The following is a 15,232-nucleotide window of genomic DNA, read 5'->3' on the forward strand; positions in this document are numbered from 1 at the left end:
GCCAGCTCCCACAGTGACCGCGTGCGCCGCCAAACCTGTGGGAGCTGGCTTGCCAGCGATAGGGCCCTCAGCAACAACACAAGATCAGCGACCCTTGCGCCGCTCCGCCCGCGCCACCCTCTGCACTTCCTGCCGCACCTCTTCCAGCACCTCCTGCACATACAGAATGTGCCGGCTCGACACTTCCCGCGCATCCTGCGCCCGCCCTTCGACGATCGCCAGGTACAGGTCCCGGTGCTGACTGATCAGCATGTCGCGGGTCTCAGTACGCTGCTTGTACATGCCACCAATGTTGGTCACCACGTTGCGCTTGAGCAGGTCGAACAAGCCACGAATGGTATGCAGCAACACCGCATTGTGGCTGGCCTCGGCAATCGCCAGGTGGAAGCGCGCATCGGCCGCGCCCTCCTCGGCCCGGGTCACTTCGTCATTGCGGGTGTAGCAATCCTGCAAGGCATCGAACGCCGCCTTGAGCCGCTCCCGATCCACATCGGTCGCGCGCATCGCCGCGTAGTAGGCGCATGACGCCTCCAGGGTATGACGAAACTCCAGCAGGTCGCGCTGGGCCTCGGGATTGCTTTCGAGCAGTTGCAGCAAAGGATCACTGAAAGTCGTGCCCAGCGACTCCGCCACATAGTTGCCGCCACCCTGGCGACTGACCAGCATGCCCTTGGCCACCAGCTTCTGGATCGCCTCGCGCAACGACGGACGCGAAACGCCGAACTGTTCAGCCAGCACCCGCTCGGCCGGCAAGCGTTCGCCAGCGGTCAGGGTGCCCTCAAGAATCATTCCCTCCAGCCGCTCGACGATATCGTCGGACAAACGGCGCTGGCGGACCTGGTCGAAAACCATCACATGCTCTCCACAATCCCGAGTCAGTTCGGGGCGCCTATTCTGGCCTATCCCGCCCCGCGCCACACCCATCAGTTGGCAACTTTCCTTACCACTCAGTCAGGCCTTTCGTCGGCCCTGCGACCAAAGTTTCACGCGGACAAATTGACACACCCACAGCGAGGCTTTTAACCTAGCGCCTCGCCATTGTAAATTGGTCTTACCAATTAACCAATGCCAGCGCCTTACCAAAAACAATTAGGGGCCATCCCACATGCAAACCTGGCAACAACTCTATAGTCCGCTTGGTAGTCTTGGCCTGTCCGCCCTGGCGGCGGTCATTCCAATCGTGTTCTTCTTCCTGGCGCTGGCCGTGTTCCGCATGAAGGGACACATCGCGGGCAGCATCACCCTGGGCCTGTCGATCCTGGTGGCGATCTTCGCTTTCCAGATGCCTGCCGACATGGCTTTCGCCGCCGCCGGTTACGGTTTTGCCTATGGTCTGTGGCCGATTGCCTGGATCATCGTCGCCGCGGTGTTCCTCTACAAACTGACGGTCAAGAGCGGCCAGTTCGAAGTGATCCGCAGCTCGGTGCTGTCGATCACCGATGACCAGCGCCTGCAGGTCCTGCTGATCGGCTTCTGCTTCGGTGCCTTCCTCGAAGGTGCGGCCGGCTTCGGTGCGCCGGTGGCCATCACCGCCGCGCTGCTCGTCGGCCTCGGCTTCAATCCGCTGTACGCCGCCGGCCTGTGCCTGATCGCCAACACCGCACCGGTGGCCTTCGGCGCCCTGGGCATCCCGATCATCGTGGCCGGCCAGGTCACCGGCATCGACGCCTTCCATATCGGCGCCATGACCGGTCGCCAACTGCCACTGCTGTCGCTGTTCGTGCCGTTCTGGCTGGTGTTCATGATGGACGGCCTGAAAGGCGTAAAGGAGACCTGGCCTGCCGCCCTGGTCGCCGGCCTGAGCTTCGCCGTCACCCAGTACTTCACCTCGAACTTCATCGGCCCGGAACTGCCGGACATCACCTCGGCCCTGGCTTCGCTGATCGCCCTGACCCTGTTCCTCAAGGTCTGGCAGCCGAAGAAATCCTTCAGCACCGTGACCGCCGGTGTCGGCGCCGACGTGGTCAAGGGCGGCGCCCAGCCCACGCCTTACAGCCTCGGCGAGATCTTCAAGGCCTGGTCGCCGTTCCTGATCCTCACCGTGCTGGTCACCATCTGGACCCTGAAGCCGTTCAAGGCGGCCTTCGCCAGCGGCGGCGCGATGTACAACTTTGTCTTCAACTTCGCCATCCCGCACCTTGATCAACTGGTGATCAAGACCGCGCCGATCGTCGCCAACCCGACGCCGATCCCGGCAGTGTTCAAGCTCGACCCGATCTCCGCCACCGGCACCGCGATCTTCCTCTCCGCGCTGATCTCGATGATCGTCCTGAAGATCAACTTCAAAACTGGTCTGACCACTTTGAAAGAGACCTTCTACGAGCTGCGCTGGCCGATCCTGTCCATCGGCATGGTCCTGGCCTTCGCCTTCGTCACCAACTATTCGGGCATGTCCTCGACCATGGCCCTGGTCCTGGCCGGCACGGGCGCCGCGTTCCCGTTCTTCTCGCCGTTCCTCGGCTGGCTGGGCGTGTTCCTGACCGGTTCGGACACCTCGTCCAACGCCCTGTTCAGCTCGCTGCAGGCCACCACCGCGCACCAGATTGGCGTCAACGACACCCTGCTGGTCGCGGCCAACACCAGCGGCGGCGTGACCGGCAAGATGATTTCGCCACAGTCCATCGCCGTGGCCTGCGCGGCCACCGGCCTGGTCGGCAAGGAATCGGACCTGTTCCGCTTCACCCTCAAGCACAGCCTGTTCTTTGCCACCATCGTCGGCCTGATCACCCTGATCCAGGCCTACTGGTTGACCGGCATGCTGGTTCACTAAAGTGACAGGGGCCGGGCGCGCTTCCGACGCGCCCGGCAGTTGCCTTCTCACACACCTGGTTGCGAGATCCCATGATCATTTCTGCCTCCACCGACTACCGTGCCGCGGCCCAGCGCAAGCTGCCGCCGTTCCTGTTCCATTACGCCGACGGTGGCGCCTACGCCGAATACACCCTGCGCCATAACGTCGAGGACCTGGCGAGCATCGCCCTGCGTCAGCGCGTGCTGAAAAACATGTCGGAACTGAGCCTGCAGACCCGGCTCTTCGACGAAACCCTGAACATGCCCGTGGTCCTCGCCCCGGTCGGACTGACCGGCATGTATGCCCGTCGTGGTGAAGTCCAGGCGGCACGTGCGGCGGCGTCGAAAGGCATTCCCTTCACCATGTCCACCGTCTCGGTGTGCCCGATCGAAGAAGTCGCCCCGGCGATCGACCGGCCGATGTGGTTCCAGCTCTATGTCCTGAAAGACCGCGGCTTCATGCGCAACGCGCTGGAGCGGGCCAAGGCTGCCGGCGTGAAAACCCTGGTGTTCACCGTCGACATGCCCGTCCCCGGCGCCCGCTACCGTGACGCCCACTCCGGCATGAGCGGGGCGAACGCACCGCTGCGGCGCGTCTGGCAGGCTATGACCCATCCGCAATGGGCCCTGGATGTCGGCCTGCTGGGCCGCCCGCATGACCTCGGCAACATTTCCAAATACCGTGGCAACCCCACCGGCCTGGCCGACTACATCGGCTGGCTCGGCGCCAACTTCGACCCGTCCATCTCCTGGAAAGACCTGGAGTGGATCCGCGAGTTCTGGGACGGCCCGATGATCATCAAGGGCATCCTCGATGCCGATGACGCCCGCGACGCGGTGAAATTCGGCGCCGACGGCATCGTCGTATCCAACCACGGCGGGCGCCAGCTCGACGGCGTGCTGTCCAGCGCCCGCGCCCTGCCGGCCATCGCCGACGCGGTGAAGGGTGATATCAGGATCCTCGCCGACTCCGGCATCCGCAGCGGCCTCGACGTGGTGCGCATGATCGCCCTCGGCGCCGACACCGTGATGATCGGCCGCGCCTTCCTCTATGCACTGGCAACCCACGGCGAAGCCGGGGTGAAGAACCTGCTGGACTTGTTCGAGAAGGAAATGCGCGTGGCCATGGTGCTGACTGGCGCCAAGTCGATCAGCGAGATCACCCGCGACTCGCTGGTCCGCGAACTGGGCGCCTGACCGCGCGCCCGCACTTCCTACCGCCTGATTGACCGGGGCACGCGGCGCGCCAGACGCCGTGGCTCCGCGAGGAGTTTGCATGAGCCTGCCCGCCGCGTTCCTCCGCGATGCCGAGCGCCTGATTCCCGCCGACCGCCGTTTCGACGACCCGACCTCGACCCTGGCCTTCGGCACCGACGCCAGCTTCTACCGGCTGATTCCCAAGCTGGTGGTGCGGGTCGAATCCGAAGACGAAGTGGTCGGCCTGGTCCAGCTGGCCCAGCGCGACCGCGTGCCGGTGACCTTCCGCGCCGCCGGCACCAGCCTGTCCGGCCAGGCCATCAGCGACTCGGTGCTGATCGTCCTCGGCGATAACTGGAACGGCCGCGAAATCCGCGGCCAGGGTGAACAGATCCGCCTGCAGCCCGGGGTCATCGGCGCCCAGGCCAACGCCTGGCTGGCGCCGTTCGGGCGCAAGATCGGCCCCGATCCAGCCTCGATCAACGCCTGCAAGATCGGCGGCATCGTCGCCAACAACGCCAGCGGCATGTGCTGCGGTACCGCGCAGAACACCTATCACACCCTCGCCGGCCTGCGCCTGGTGCTGGCTGATGGCACCCGCCTGGACAGCGAGGACCCTGCGAGCGTCGCCGCCTTCGAAAACAGCCACGCCGACCTGCTCGAAGAGCTGGCCTTTCTCGGTCGCGAAACCCGCGCCAATACAGCGCTGGCTGATCGCATCCGGCACAAGTATCGACTGAAGAACACCACCGGCCTGTCGCTCAATGCCCTGGTGGACTACGACCAGCCGCTCGATATCCTGCAACACCTGCTGGTTGGCTCCGAAGGCACCCTCGGCTTTATCAGCGCCGTGACCTACGACACCGTACCCGACCACCCGCACAAGGCTTCGGCGCTGATCGTCTTCCCCACCGTGGAAAGCTGCTGCCGTGCGGTGACCGTGCTCAAGCAGCAACCGGTGTCCGCCGTTGAACTGCTCGACCGTCGCAGCATGCGCTCGGTGCAGGACAAGCCGGGCATGCCGGCATGGGTGAAAGGCCTGTCGGAGAATGCCTGCGCCCTGCTTATCGAATCCCGCGCCGCCAGTCAGACGCTGCTGCATGAGCAGCTGGCGCAGATCATGGCCTCCATCGCCGATTTCCCGCTGGAGCAGAAGGTCGATTTCAGCGAAGACCCGGCGGTGTACAACCTGCTGTGGAAAATTCGCAAGGACACCTTCCCCGCCGTCGGTGCGGTGCGTCAGACCGGGACCACGGTGATCATCGAAGACGTCACCTTCCCCGTCGAACAACTGGCCGAAGGCGTCAACCGCCTGATCCAGCTGTTCGACAAGCACCGCTACGACGAAGCGATCATTTTCGGCCACGCACTGGAAGGCAACCTGCATTTCGTCTTCACCCAGGGCTTCAACAGCGCCACGGAAGTCGCGCGCTACCAGGCCTTCATGGAGGACGTGGCGCAACTGGTGGCCGTGGAGTTCGGTGGTTCGCTCAAGGCCGAGCACGGCACCGGGCGCAACATGGCGCCCTTCGTGGAGCTGGAATGGGGCCGCGATGCCTACGAGCTGATGTGGAAGCTCAAACGCCTGCTTGATCCCAACGGCATCCTCAACCCGGACGTGGTCCTCAGCGAAGACCCGGATATCCATCTGAAGAATCTGAAACCCTTGCCGGCCGCCGACGAGATCGTCGACAAGTGCATCGAATGCGGTTTCTGCGAGCCGGTCTGCCCGTCCAAGGGGCTGACCCTGAGCCCGCGCCAGCGCATCGTCATGTGGCGGGATATCCAGGCCAGGAAACGCGCCGGTGAAGACACCTCGGCACTGGAGCGCGATTACCAGTACCAGGGCATCGATACCTGTGCGGCCACTGGATTGTGCGCTCAGCGTTGCCCGGTTGGGATCAATACCGGCGAACTGGTGAAAAAGCTGCGTGGAAAAGCCGCACATCACGGCAAGACCGCGGACTGGCTGGCGGAGAATTTCCATACGGCTCTCAGTGGTGCCCGCCTGACCCTGCGTGTCGCCAACGGTGCCCGCCGCCTGCTGGGCGCCCCGCGTCTCGCCCGCATCAGTCATTCGTTGAGCAAGGCGAGCAAGGGCCGTCTGCCGCAGTGGACGCCAGCCATGCCGCAGCCACTGAAGTCACCGCAGGTCAGCATCACCAGCAATGATGCCCGGCTGCGGGTGGTCTATCTGGCCGCCTGTGTCTCGCGGGTCATGGGTCCGGCGGCCAGTGACAAGGAGCAGACCTCGCTGCTGGACAAGACCCGGGGGTTGCTGGAGAAAGCCGGCTATCAGGTGGTCTTCCCGGACAACCAGGACAGCCTCTGCTGTGGTCAGCCGTTCGCTTCCAAAGGCTATGCCGAGCAAGCCGAGCACAAGCGCCAGGAAATGCTCGGCGCCCTGCTCCACGCCAGCCGCGGCGGGCTCGATCCGATCTACTGCGACACCAGCCCGTGCACCCTGCGCCTGGTCCAGGACCTCGCCGAAACCCGCCTGGACATGTATGACCCGGTACGCTTCATCCGCACCCACTTGCTCGACAAGCTGGAGTTCACCCCGCAGGACGCGCCGGTGGCGGTGCATGTCACCTGCAGCACCCAGCACCTTGGCGAGAGCCAGGCGCTGATCGACCTGGCGCGGCTGTGCAGCAAGCAGGTGGTGATTCCGGAGGGCATCCACTGCTGTGGTTTCGCCGGCGACAAGGGCTTCACCACCCCGGAACTCAACAGCCACTCGCTGCGCAGCCTGAAGGATGCGGTGCAGTACTGCGAGGAAGGGATTTCCACCAGTCGGACCTGTGAGATCGGTCTGTCGAGTCATTCAGGCATTGACTACCACGGGCTGGTCTATCTCGTGGACCGGGTCACCCGTCCGCGCGCCATCTGACGGGTGCTAGTAACCGGCTGGAGCAACAAGCCAGCCGGTCGTTACATTCCTGTGAACTCCTTCAAGGGCGGTGCAGTCCACCCCACAAGGCCCAATTCCCGAGGCCTTCAAAGCCAAGGAGATTCACATGAAGCGTACTGCGATTACCGGACTGTTCATGACCGCCGCGTTGCTTGCCTCCCCTGTGTTTGCGGCAGATGACCTGTGTACCGCCAACCTGCAGAAGATCGACGATCAGTTGGCCAGCCTCGGCGCCACGTCGGAAGACCTGGTCAAATCCGTCAAGGAACAGGCCGATGATGCGCGGGCCGCGAAGACTGCCGGCAACGACAAGGACTGCATCGCCCTCACCACCAAGGCCCTGCAGGACCTGCAGAACACCACCAAGGGTGGCGGCAGCGAGTGAGGCAGAGCGTCCGGGCGATGGCACACGTCGCCCGGATCGCGTATACTCCGCCTTACGCGCTTGAGAAAGCGTCAGCTTAGAGCAGTAAAAATGGGGCCGATTAGGATTCGACGCCGGTGATGAAACTCTAGGTGCATGCCGAGTTGGTAACAGAACTCGTAAATCCACTGTTGCAACTTTCTATAGTTGCCAATGACGAAACCTTCGAGGGTTACGCTCTCGCTGCGTAAGCAGCCGAGCCCGCCCTTCTGGTAGCTTCGGCTCCAGCAATCATCAGGGGATGCCTGTAAACCCGAAATGATTGTCATACAGAACAGGATCGCCGTGCAGTACGTTGTGGACGAAGCGGCTAAAACTTACACAACTCGTCCAAAGCACCCTGCCCGTCGGGCGGCTGCGGATTAACTCAATAGACACGGCTAAGCATGTAGTACCGACAGCGGAGTACTGGCGGACGGGGGTTCAAATCCCCCCGGTTCCACCAAACACGCAAGACAGAAAGGCCCTTTGGCGACATTCGCCAAAGGGCTTTTTTTGTTGCCTGGGTTTCATATCCTCTGCGAAGCCCTGCTCCCAAGTCTTGCTTCCCCTAGGCCCCGCGGCCCACCTAGACATCGTATAACTATCTAAATAATTAACTGAAACCGCATACGCCCGGCCTGAATTCACGCAAATTGTGTTGTACGACGACACACAACATGCCATCCTTTCCTGGAAACATTTTGTCTCACTTCGCCATGCCAGCACCGAGACAAGCACCGCACCTCTAAAAATAACGCCAGGTGAACCATGAAAATAAAAGGCATCCGTTGGTGGATGGTCAGCCTTGTCACGGCTGGACTCGTCGTCAACTACCTCGCTCGCAACACCCTGTCGGTGGCCGCACCGACCCTGATGACCGACCTCTCCATCTCCACCGCCGAATACGCCAAGATCGTCGCCGCCTGGCAGTTCTGCTATGCGCTGATGCAGCCGATCGCCGGCTGGCTGATCGACTTCATCGGCACCAAGCTCGGCTTCGCCGTGTTCGCCCTGGCCTGGTCTGCGGCCTGTGCCGGCGCGGCGCTAGCGAGCGGCTGGCAGAGCATGGCGTTCATGCGCGGACTGTTGGGGATGACCGAAGCCGCCGGCCTGCCCGCCGGGGTCAAGGCAACCACCGAGTGGTTCCCGGCCAAGGAACGGTCGGTGGCGATCGGCTGGTTCAATATCGGCTCGTCGTTCGGCGCCCTGCTCGCGCCGCCATTGGTGGTCTGGGCGATCCTGCACAGTGGCTGGCAACTGGCGTTCGTGCTGGTCGGCGTCGCGGGGATCATCTGGACCCTGCTGTGGATGCTGCTCTACAAGCACCCACGGGATCAGAAACGCCTGAGCGATGAAGAGCGCGACTACATCCTTTCCGGCCAGGAAGCCCACTTCAAGCAGGAGAAACGCGAGAAAGGCGCCTGGAAGAAGATCTTCAAGACCCGCAACTTCTACGCCATCGCCTCGGCGCGGATTCTCTCGGAGCCGGCCTGGCAGACCTTCAATGCCTGGATCCCGCTGTACCTGATGACCGAGCGCCATATGAACATCAAGGAAATCGCGATGTTCGCCTGGCTGCCGTTCCTCGCCGCGGATATCGGCTGCGTGCTCGGCGGCTACCTGAGCCCGTTCTTCCATCGCTACTTCAAAGTGTCGCTGTTCACCTCGCGCAAGATGGTCCTGGTGTTCGGCGCCAGTTGCATGATCGGCCCGGCGTGCATCGGCCTGGTGGAAAGCCCCTACACCGCGATCCTGCTCCTGTGCATCGGCGGCTTCGCCCACCAGACCCTGTCCGGCGCGCTGTACTCGATCACCTCGGACTCCTTCACCCGTGACCAGGTCGCGACCGCTACCGGCATGGGCGGGATGTGCGGGTACCTCGGGGCGACGGTGTTCACCCTGGCCTTCGGTGTGCTGGTGACGCAGATCGGCTACAGCCCGCTGTTCGTGGTGCTGGCGGCGTTCGATGTGATTGCTGCGCTGTTGGTGTGGAAGGTGGCTAAGGAAGTGACTTCGGTGCCTGCTCCAAGTCCGATAGCTTCAACCGGGGGTAACCAGGCGATTGCCTGATCCCGCAAAAGACAAGGGCCGCACTTGCGGCCCTTTTTTATTGGGTGGACCTACTACCGCAATCGCTGGCAAGCCAGCTCCCACAGGATCCTCCGCCAGCCCTCGATTCCGGACACGACGCGGTCACTGTGGGAGCTGGCTTGCCAGCGATTGCTGTGGTCAATTCACTACAGCAGCCCGAGTCAAGCTGGCAGATACTGCAACCTGAACCCCAGACTCGCCTCCTCCCCCTGCTCCAGCAATCGCAACCCCGGTCGCCCCGGCAGATGGTGGGCATTGACCGGATGGCTCACCGGCTCGACACAGAAGAACGGCTTGTCCTGCGGGCAAAACAACAGGAAGTAATCCGCCCCCGTAGCCCGGCATTCCAGCCGATACCCCGGCTGCTCGATCACACACTCCCCAGCCCAGCCACTGAACGCATGATCCACCTGCCGCACCGGCAATCCGGCCAGCTCGGCGAAACGCCAGTCCTCGGGAATTTCCCCCTCGAACCAGGGCAAGCGTCCCTCCTCCCCCAGCCACACACTCTGCGCCGGTGCCAGCAACCGGGTCCCCGGATGCCGAGGAAAATACGGATGCAGCCCCAGTCCATACCAGTTGGCCTGCTCATCCAGATGGGTCACGTGCAGATCCAGGTTCAGACACCCTTCGTGCAGATGCACATCCAGGGTCGCCTGATAGGCAAACGGCCATTCGCTGTCGAGGGTCAGCCTGATCCGCCGCTCGCTGTGATGATCCACCTGCCAGGCCTGTTGCCAGGCGCTGCCGTGGATCGGATAGGGATCATGATCGGTATTCGGCGCCAGCACCTGCCAGCCATCGGGCCGTTCGAAACCGCCCTCGGCGATACGATTGGACCAAGGCAGCAACGGATAGCAACCCAAACGGCGCGGCGTACCGGCAGCCTTCGCTTCTTCATCGGCCGGGCGCAGCAGCGCTTCCCCGGTCGCCTTCACGTCCCAGTTGACCAGGCTCGCGCCCAGTTCGGGGGCAATGCTCAGGCGGGTCAGGCGGTCTTGCAGGTACAACTCGGTCAAGGCCATCGAGGGCTCCTGTGGATAAAGGGCTCAGCCGCTCTTGCGCCAGGTCAGCAGGACGATGCCGCCCACCACCACTGCGCCGCCGAGCAACTGCAGGCCACCCAGGTGCTGGTCGAGCAAGGCCCAGCCCAGCAGCATGGTGGCGATCGGTTCGATATTCATCACCGGCGCGTTCTGCGCCATGTTCAACCGCGGCACGCAGACGAACAGCAAGGTGAAGGCGATGCCGTAGAGCACCACCAGGCTCGCCAGCGCCAGCCAGCCGCCGCCCGTGCTCGGTGCCGACAACCCGCTGGGCATCACCCCGCTCATCCCGGCGAGCAACATGCTGGAAAAGACGATCAGCAAGGTCAGCAGGCTGCGTACCGGCCCACGCATGGCGGCCAGCTTGTTGTCGGTTATCCACAGCGCGCAGGCAAAGGCACAGGCCGCGCCGAACGCCAGGCTGACACCGAGGGTCCAGTGCGGATTGGCCTCGCCGCTGTCAGCCAGGCGCGCCGGCACATCCAGCGCCAGGACCAGACCACAGAGAATCAGGCCCATGAACAGCACGCTGCGCCCCGTCGGACGCGGCCCACCCAGGGCCCAGCCCAACAGCGCGAGCAACATCGGAAAGGTATTACCCACCAGCAAGGCAAGGGCCACGGGAATCCGCGCCACTGCCGAATACAAACACAGGCTCTGGGTCGCGATCAGCAAGCCCAGCAGCAGTTGCCAACGCAACGTCCCGGCCGGCAAGCCCAGCGGTTGACGCTGCCAAATCAGTAATCCGGCGAGCACCAGCAAGGTGATGCCGGATCGACAAAGAATCGCCAGCAACACCCCGGTCCCGTCATCGAAAGCGAAGCGCGCGGCGATATGGTTGCCGGCGAAGGAACAGGCCAGCAGCGCCAATAGCGCGATCGCCAGCTTGCGCGGAAACAGCGCAGGTGCAGCGGAAGAAACAGCCATGTGCGAAATCCATATGCGAAAAAAAAGGCGGGCCAGTACCGGCCCGCCCCAAATGACCGCTTACAGCACCACGCTGGGCAGCCAGAGAGAGATTGCAGGGATGTAGGTCACCGCCATCAGCACCATGAACAGCGCCAGGTAGAACGGCAGTAGCGCCTTGACCGTGGACTCGATCGAGACCTTGCCGATGGCCGAGCCGACGAACAGCACCGCACCTACCGGCGGTGTGATCAAGCCAATGCCGAGGTTGACCAGCATGATCATGCCGAAGTGCACCGGATCGACACCGATGCCGTTGATCACCGGCAGCAGGATCGGCGTCAGGATCAGGATCAGCGGCGCCATGTCCATCACCGTGCCCAGCAGCAGCAACATGAAGTTGATGCACATCAGGATCACGTAGCGGTTATCCGACAGGGTCAGGAACGCCGTGGTGATCTTCGACGGGATCTGCATCAGGGTCATGACATAGCCGAAGCTCGCCGCGAAGCCGATCAGGATCATCACGATGGAGATGGTCCGCACCGTGCGGTGCATCAGCTTGGGCAGGTCGCGCCACTTGTAGTCGCGGTAGATGAACATGGTCACGAAGAACGACCAGACCACCGCCACCGCCGCCGATTCGGTCGCGGTGAATACGCCGGAGAGAATGCCGCCGAGGATGATGACCATGGCCATCAGGCCCCAGAGTGCCTCGCCGGCGATCTTCAGCGCCTGGCGCAGCGGGATCACCTCGCCCTTGGGGTAGTTGCGCTTCTTCGCGAAGATCAGGCACAGACCCATCATCACCGCGCTGAGCAGCAGCCCGGGCATAACCCCGGCCATGAACAGCGAGGCAATCGACACCGTACCGCCTGCCGCCAGCGAGTAGAGCACCGAGTTGTGGCTGGGCGGCGTCAGCAGCGCCTGCACCGAGCCACTGACGGTCACCGCCGTGGAGAACTCCCGCGGGTAGCCCTTGCGTTCCATCTCGGGAATCAGCACCGAACCCACCGAAGCGGTGTCAGCTACCGACGAACCGGAGATGGCGCCGAAGAAGGTCGAGGCCATGATATTGACCAGCGACAGCCCGCCACGGACGAAGCCCACCAGCACCCCGGCGAACGCCACCAGCCTGCGTGACATGCCGCCCTCGGCCATGATCGCGCCGGCCAGGACGAAGAACGGAATCGCCAGCAGGGAGAATTTGTTAACCCCGCTGGCGACCTGGATCATCATCGCCTGCAGCGGGATGTCGATCCACCAGGCGCCGATCAGCGCCGCCAGGCCCAGGGCGTAGGCCACCGGCATGCCGATTAGGATCAGCAGGATGAAGCTGCCCAACAGAATGAAGGCATCCATTTATGCAGCTCCTTCGCTTTCTTCGACCAGGTCGAAGCGCACCGCGCGGCGGTGGCTCTGGTCACCCAGCATGAGTTTTTCCAGTACGAAGCTCAGGGTCAGCACGCCACCGAGCGGGATCGGCGCATAGGTCATGCCCACCCGAATGCTCGGCAGGGTAGCCAGGTACTGGTTCCAGGTGGTGACGCACAGCTTGAAGCCGTACCAGGTCATGAACAGGCAGACGAGGATCATCAACACCTGCACGAAAATGCCGACCAGACGGCGAACGGCCGGGTCCAGGCGGTCGGTGACCATGGCCACCGCCATATGCGCGCCGGCCCGGTAGCTGGCGGCGGCGCCGACGAAGGTGAACAGCACCATCAGCAGGATCGACACCGGCTCCGGCCAACTGGAGCCGGTACCCAGCACGTAGCGGGCGAAGATGCCCCAGGGAATGATCAGCGACATGGTCAGGATCGACAGACCGGCAATCCAGATGCAGGCGCGGTACAGCACGTCGTTCAGGCGCAGGAAGAACGATTTCATAGGCATCACCAAAGCGGCCGTGCAGCAGCGGCTGCACGACCAGGGTCGATGTGGAAGGGGTTACTCGACGGCGTCGATACGCTTCATCAGGTCGGCGTATTGCGCGCCGTATTTCTCGCGTACCGAAGCGGTGGCGTCGTAGAAGGGCTTCTTGTCGACGACGATGAACTCGACGCCGGCTGCCTTGAGCTTCTCTTCGCTAGCAGCAGACTTGGCGTCCCACAGCGCGCGCTCTTCGAACTGCGCCTCGCGGGCGACCTTCTTCACCAGCGCCTGCTGGTCCGGGGTCAGCTTGTTCCAGGTGGTCTTCGACATCACCACCGGCTCCGGCAGGATCAAGTGGCTGGTCTGGGTGAAGTACTTGGCACTCTGGAAGTGGTTGTGCTCGAGCAGGGTCGGCGGGTTGTTTTCAGCACCGTCGATCACGCCGGTCTGCAGGGCGCTGAAGATCTCGCCGGTGTCCATGGCGATGCCGTTGCCGCCCATGGCGTTCATCATGTCGAGGAACAGCGGGTTGCCCTGCACGCGGATCTTCATGCCCTTGAGGTCTTCCAGCGAGCGCACCGGCTTCTTGGTGTAGAGGCTGCGGGTGCCGCCATCCATCCAGGCCAGGGCGACCAGGTTGAATTCGGAATTGGTGATCTTGTCGAGGATTTCCTGGCCGATCTCGCCATCGATGACCTTGCGCATATGGTCATGGTCGCGGAACACGAACGGCATGTTGAACACGTTCACGTCCGGCACTACCGGCCCGACGATACCCAGGCTGACCCGGGCCATCTGCACGGCGCCGATCTGCGCCTGTTCGATCACTTCCTTCTCGGAACCCAGTACGCCACCGGCGAACATCTTGAAGGTGATTTCGCCCTTGGTGGCTTCTTCGAGTTTCTTGCCCATGTTCTGCTCGGCGACCACGGTCGGGTACCCGGCCGGGTGCACGTCGGCGAACTTGATGTCCAGCGCGAAGGCGGACGCGGAGAAGGCGAAAGGAAGCGCGGCCAGAAGCAGCTTGCGTTTGAAGGTCATGGTGAAGCTCCGTGTTTTGTTGTTATCCGGTTTGGCTTGTATGACGGCAGGTTGTGCTGTGTAGCGATCAGTAGCGCGCGGCGGGTTCCTCCAGGCCTTTGGTGCCGGGGTTGAGGGCGAACACACCACCAGCCAGCGGCTGGTCGGCGAGGTCGACACCCGCCGGGCGGATCGAGGTGACGAACAGGGTGTCGAGGTTGGCGCCACCGAAGGCGCACATCGCCGGCTTTTTCACCGGCACTTCCAGCGAGCGGTCGAGGCGACCGTCCGGGGTAAAACGGTGGATCAGCCCGGCATCGTTGCCGCAGATCCAGTAGCAGCCGTCCTGGTCGATGGCGGCGCCATCGGGGCGGCCGGGATACGCGTGCATATCGACGAAGACCCGCTGGTTGCGCGGCGTGCCGGTATCGATGTCGTAGTCGAAGACCCAGACGGTCTGCACGCTCGGGTGCGAGTCCGAGAGGTACATGCGCCTGCCGTCCGGGCTGAAGGCCAGGCCGTTGGGCACCAGCATGCTGTCGAGCTGGCGGTGCAGGCGGCCCTCCCCGTCGTGCCGGTACAGCGCGCCGACCGGAATGCCTTGCTGCATGTCCATCAGCATGGTGCCGGCCCAGAAGCGGCCCTGGCGGTCGCAGCGCCCGTCGTTGAAGCGCATGCCCTCGCGGGCATGCTCGACCGGGCTGAGCAGGCGACTGTCGAGGCGGCCATCAGCGGTGGCGGTCACCTGGAAGATGCCGCTCTCCATCCCGGCCACCCACCCATCGCCATTGCGGGCGATGCAGGCGAGCATTTCGTCGCCCTGCCAGACCTGGTGCGCGCCGTCCGCGGCGCTCCAGCGATGCAGTTGCCGGGCAGGAATATCAGCCCAGTACAGGGCCTGCTCGCCGGCGTGCCACACCGGGCTCTCACCGGTGCCGTTGCGGGCGTCGACGATCAGTTCGCAGTTCATGGGCCGTGCCTCCTGGCGCG

The 15,232-nt window shown here is 63.4% G+C and carries 12 protein-coding genes and 1 other RNA gene; 6 read left to right on the forward strand and 7 right to left on the reverse strand.

Going from position 1 to position 15,232, the window contains the following annotated elements; translation table 11 throughout:
* Nucleotides 1-84: 84 nt before the first annotated feature.
* Nucleotides 85-852, reverse strand: a complete 768-nt coding sequence (locus AC2CQI_RS16615; RefSeq protein ID WP_075803547.1) for an FCD domain-containing protein — start codon at nt 850-852, stop codon at nt 85-87.
* Nucleotides 853-1,105: 253 nt separating this feature from the next.
* Here AC2CQI_RS16615 and AC2CQI_RS16620 point away from each other — a divergent pair, with 253 nt between their 5' ends.
* The 6 genes from AC2CQI_RS16620 to AC2CQI_RS16645 all read left to right on the forward strand — a co-directional run bounded on the left by AC2CQI_RS16620 (nt 1,106) and on the right by AC2CQI_RS16645 (nt 9,374).
* Nucleotides 1,106-2,770 (forward strand): lactate permease LctP family transporter, encoded by a 1,665-nt coding sequence (locus AC2CQI_RS16620; RefSeq protein WP_075803548.1) that lies wholly within the window; start codon nt 1,106-1,108, stop codon nt 2,768-2,770.
* Nucleotides 2,771-2,841: 71 nt separating this feature from the next.
* Nucleotides 2,842-3,987, forward strand: coding sequence for an FMN-dependent L-lactate dehydrogenase LldD (gene lldD / locus AC2CQI_RS16625; protein ID WP_075803549.1), 1,146 nt, complete (start codon nt 2,842-2,844; stop codon nt 3,985-3,987).
* A 79-nt stretch (nt 3,988-4,066) separates the two neighbouring features.
* Nucleotides 4,067-6,877 (forward strand): FAD-binding and (Fe-S)-binding domain-containing protein, encoded by a 2,811-nt coding sequence (locus AC2CQI_RS16630; protein ID WP_484577347.1) that lies wholly within the window; start codon nt 4,067-4,069, stop codon nt 6,875-6,877.
* A gap of 127 nt (nt 6,878-7,004) precedes the next feature.
* Complete coding sequence (locus AC2CQI_RS16635; protein WP_075803551.1) at nt 7,005-7,283, forward strand: hypothetical protein; 279 nt, start codon at nt 7,005-7,007, stop codon at nt 7,281-7,283.
* Nucleotides 7,284-7,375: 92 nt separating this feature from the next.
* Nucleotides 7,376-7,767, forward strand: a transfer-messenger RNA (tmRNA) gene (gene ssrA / locus AC2CQI_RS16640).
* Between the two features lie 305 nt (nt 7,768-8,072).
* The gene (locus AC2CQI_RS16645; RefSeq protein ID WP_484577348.1) at nt 8,073-9,374 is read left to right on the forward strand and encodes an MFS transporter; all 1,302 of its coding nucleotides are present in this window, start codon (nt 8,073-8,075) and stop codon (nt 9,372-9,374) included.
* Nucleotides 9,375-9,556: 182 nt separating this feature from the next.
* Here the strand turns inward: AC2CQI_RS16645 and AC2CQI_RS16650 are convergent, their stop codons facing one another.
* The 6 genes from AC2CQI_RS16650 to AC2CQI_RS16675 all read right to left on the reverse strand — a co-directional run bounded on the left by AC2CQI_RS16650 (nt 9,557) and on the right by AC2CQI_RS16675 (nt 15,212).
* Nucleotides 9,557-10,420, reverse strand: coding sequence for an aldose 1-epimerase (locus AC2CQI_RS16650; protein WP_484577349.1), 864 nt, complete (start codon nt 10,418-10,420; stop codon nt 9,557-9,559).
* 24 nt (nt 10,421-10,444) lie between these two features.
* Entirely contained in the window at nt 10,445-11,368 is a 924-nt protein-coding gene (locus AC2CQI_RS16655) for an EamA family transporter (RefSeq protein ID WP_484577350.1), read from the reverse strand.
* A 60-nt stretch (nt 11,369-11,428) separates the two neighbouring features.
* The gene (locus tag AC2CQI_RS16660) at nt 11,429-12,709 is read right to left on the reverse strand and encodes a TRAP transporter large permease (protein ID WP_075803555.1); all 1,281 of its coding nucleotides are present in this window, start codon (nt 12,707-12,709) and stop codon (nt 11,429-11,431) included.
* Nucleotides 12,710-13,237 (reverse strand): TRAP transporter small permease, encoded by a 528-nt coding sequence (locus tag AC2CQI_RS16665; RefSeq protein ID WP_484577351.1) that lies wholly within the window; start codon nt 13,235-13,237, stop codon nt 12,710-12,712.
* 60 nt (nt 13,238-13,297) lie between these two features.
* On the reverse strand, nt 13,298-14,263 hold the full coding sequence (locus AC2CQI_RS16670; protein WP_075803557.1) for a TRAP transporter substrate-binding protein: 966 nt from the start codon (nt 14,261-14,263) through the stop codon (nt 13,298-13,300).
* Nucleotides 14,264-14,330: 67 nt separating this feature from the next.
* Entirely contained in the window at nt 14,331-15,212 is an 882-nt protein-coding gene (locus tag AC2CQI_RS16675; RefSeq protein ID WP_484577352.1) for a glucurono-1,5-lactonase, read from the reverse strand.
* Nucleotides 15,213-15,232 lie beyond the last annotated feature (20 nt).

It is taken from the genome of Pseudomonas sp. P2S-1 (genome assembly GCF_057197725.1).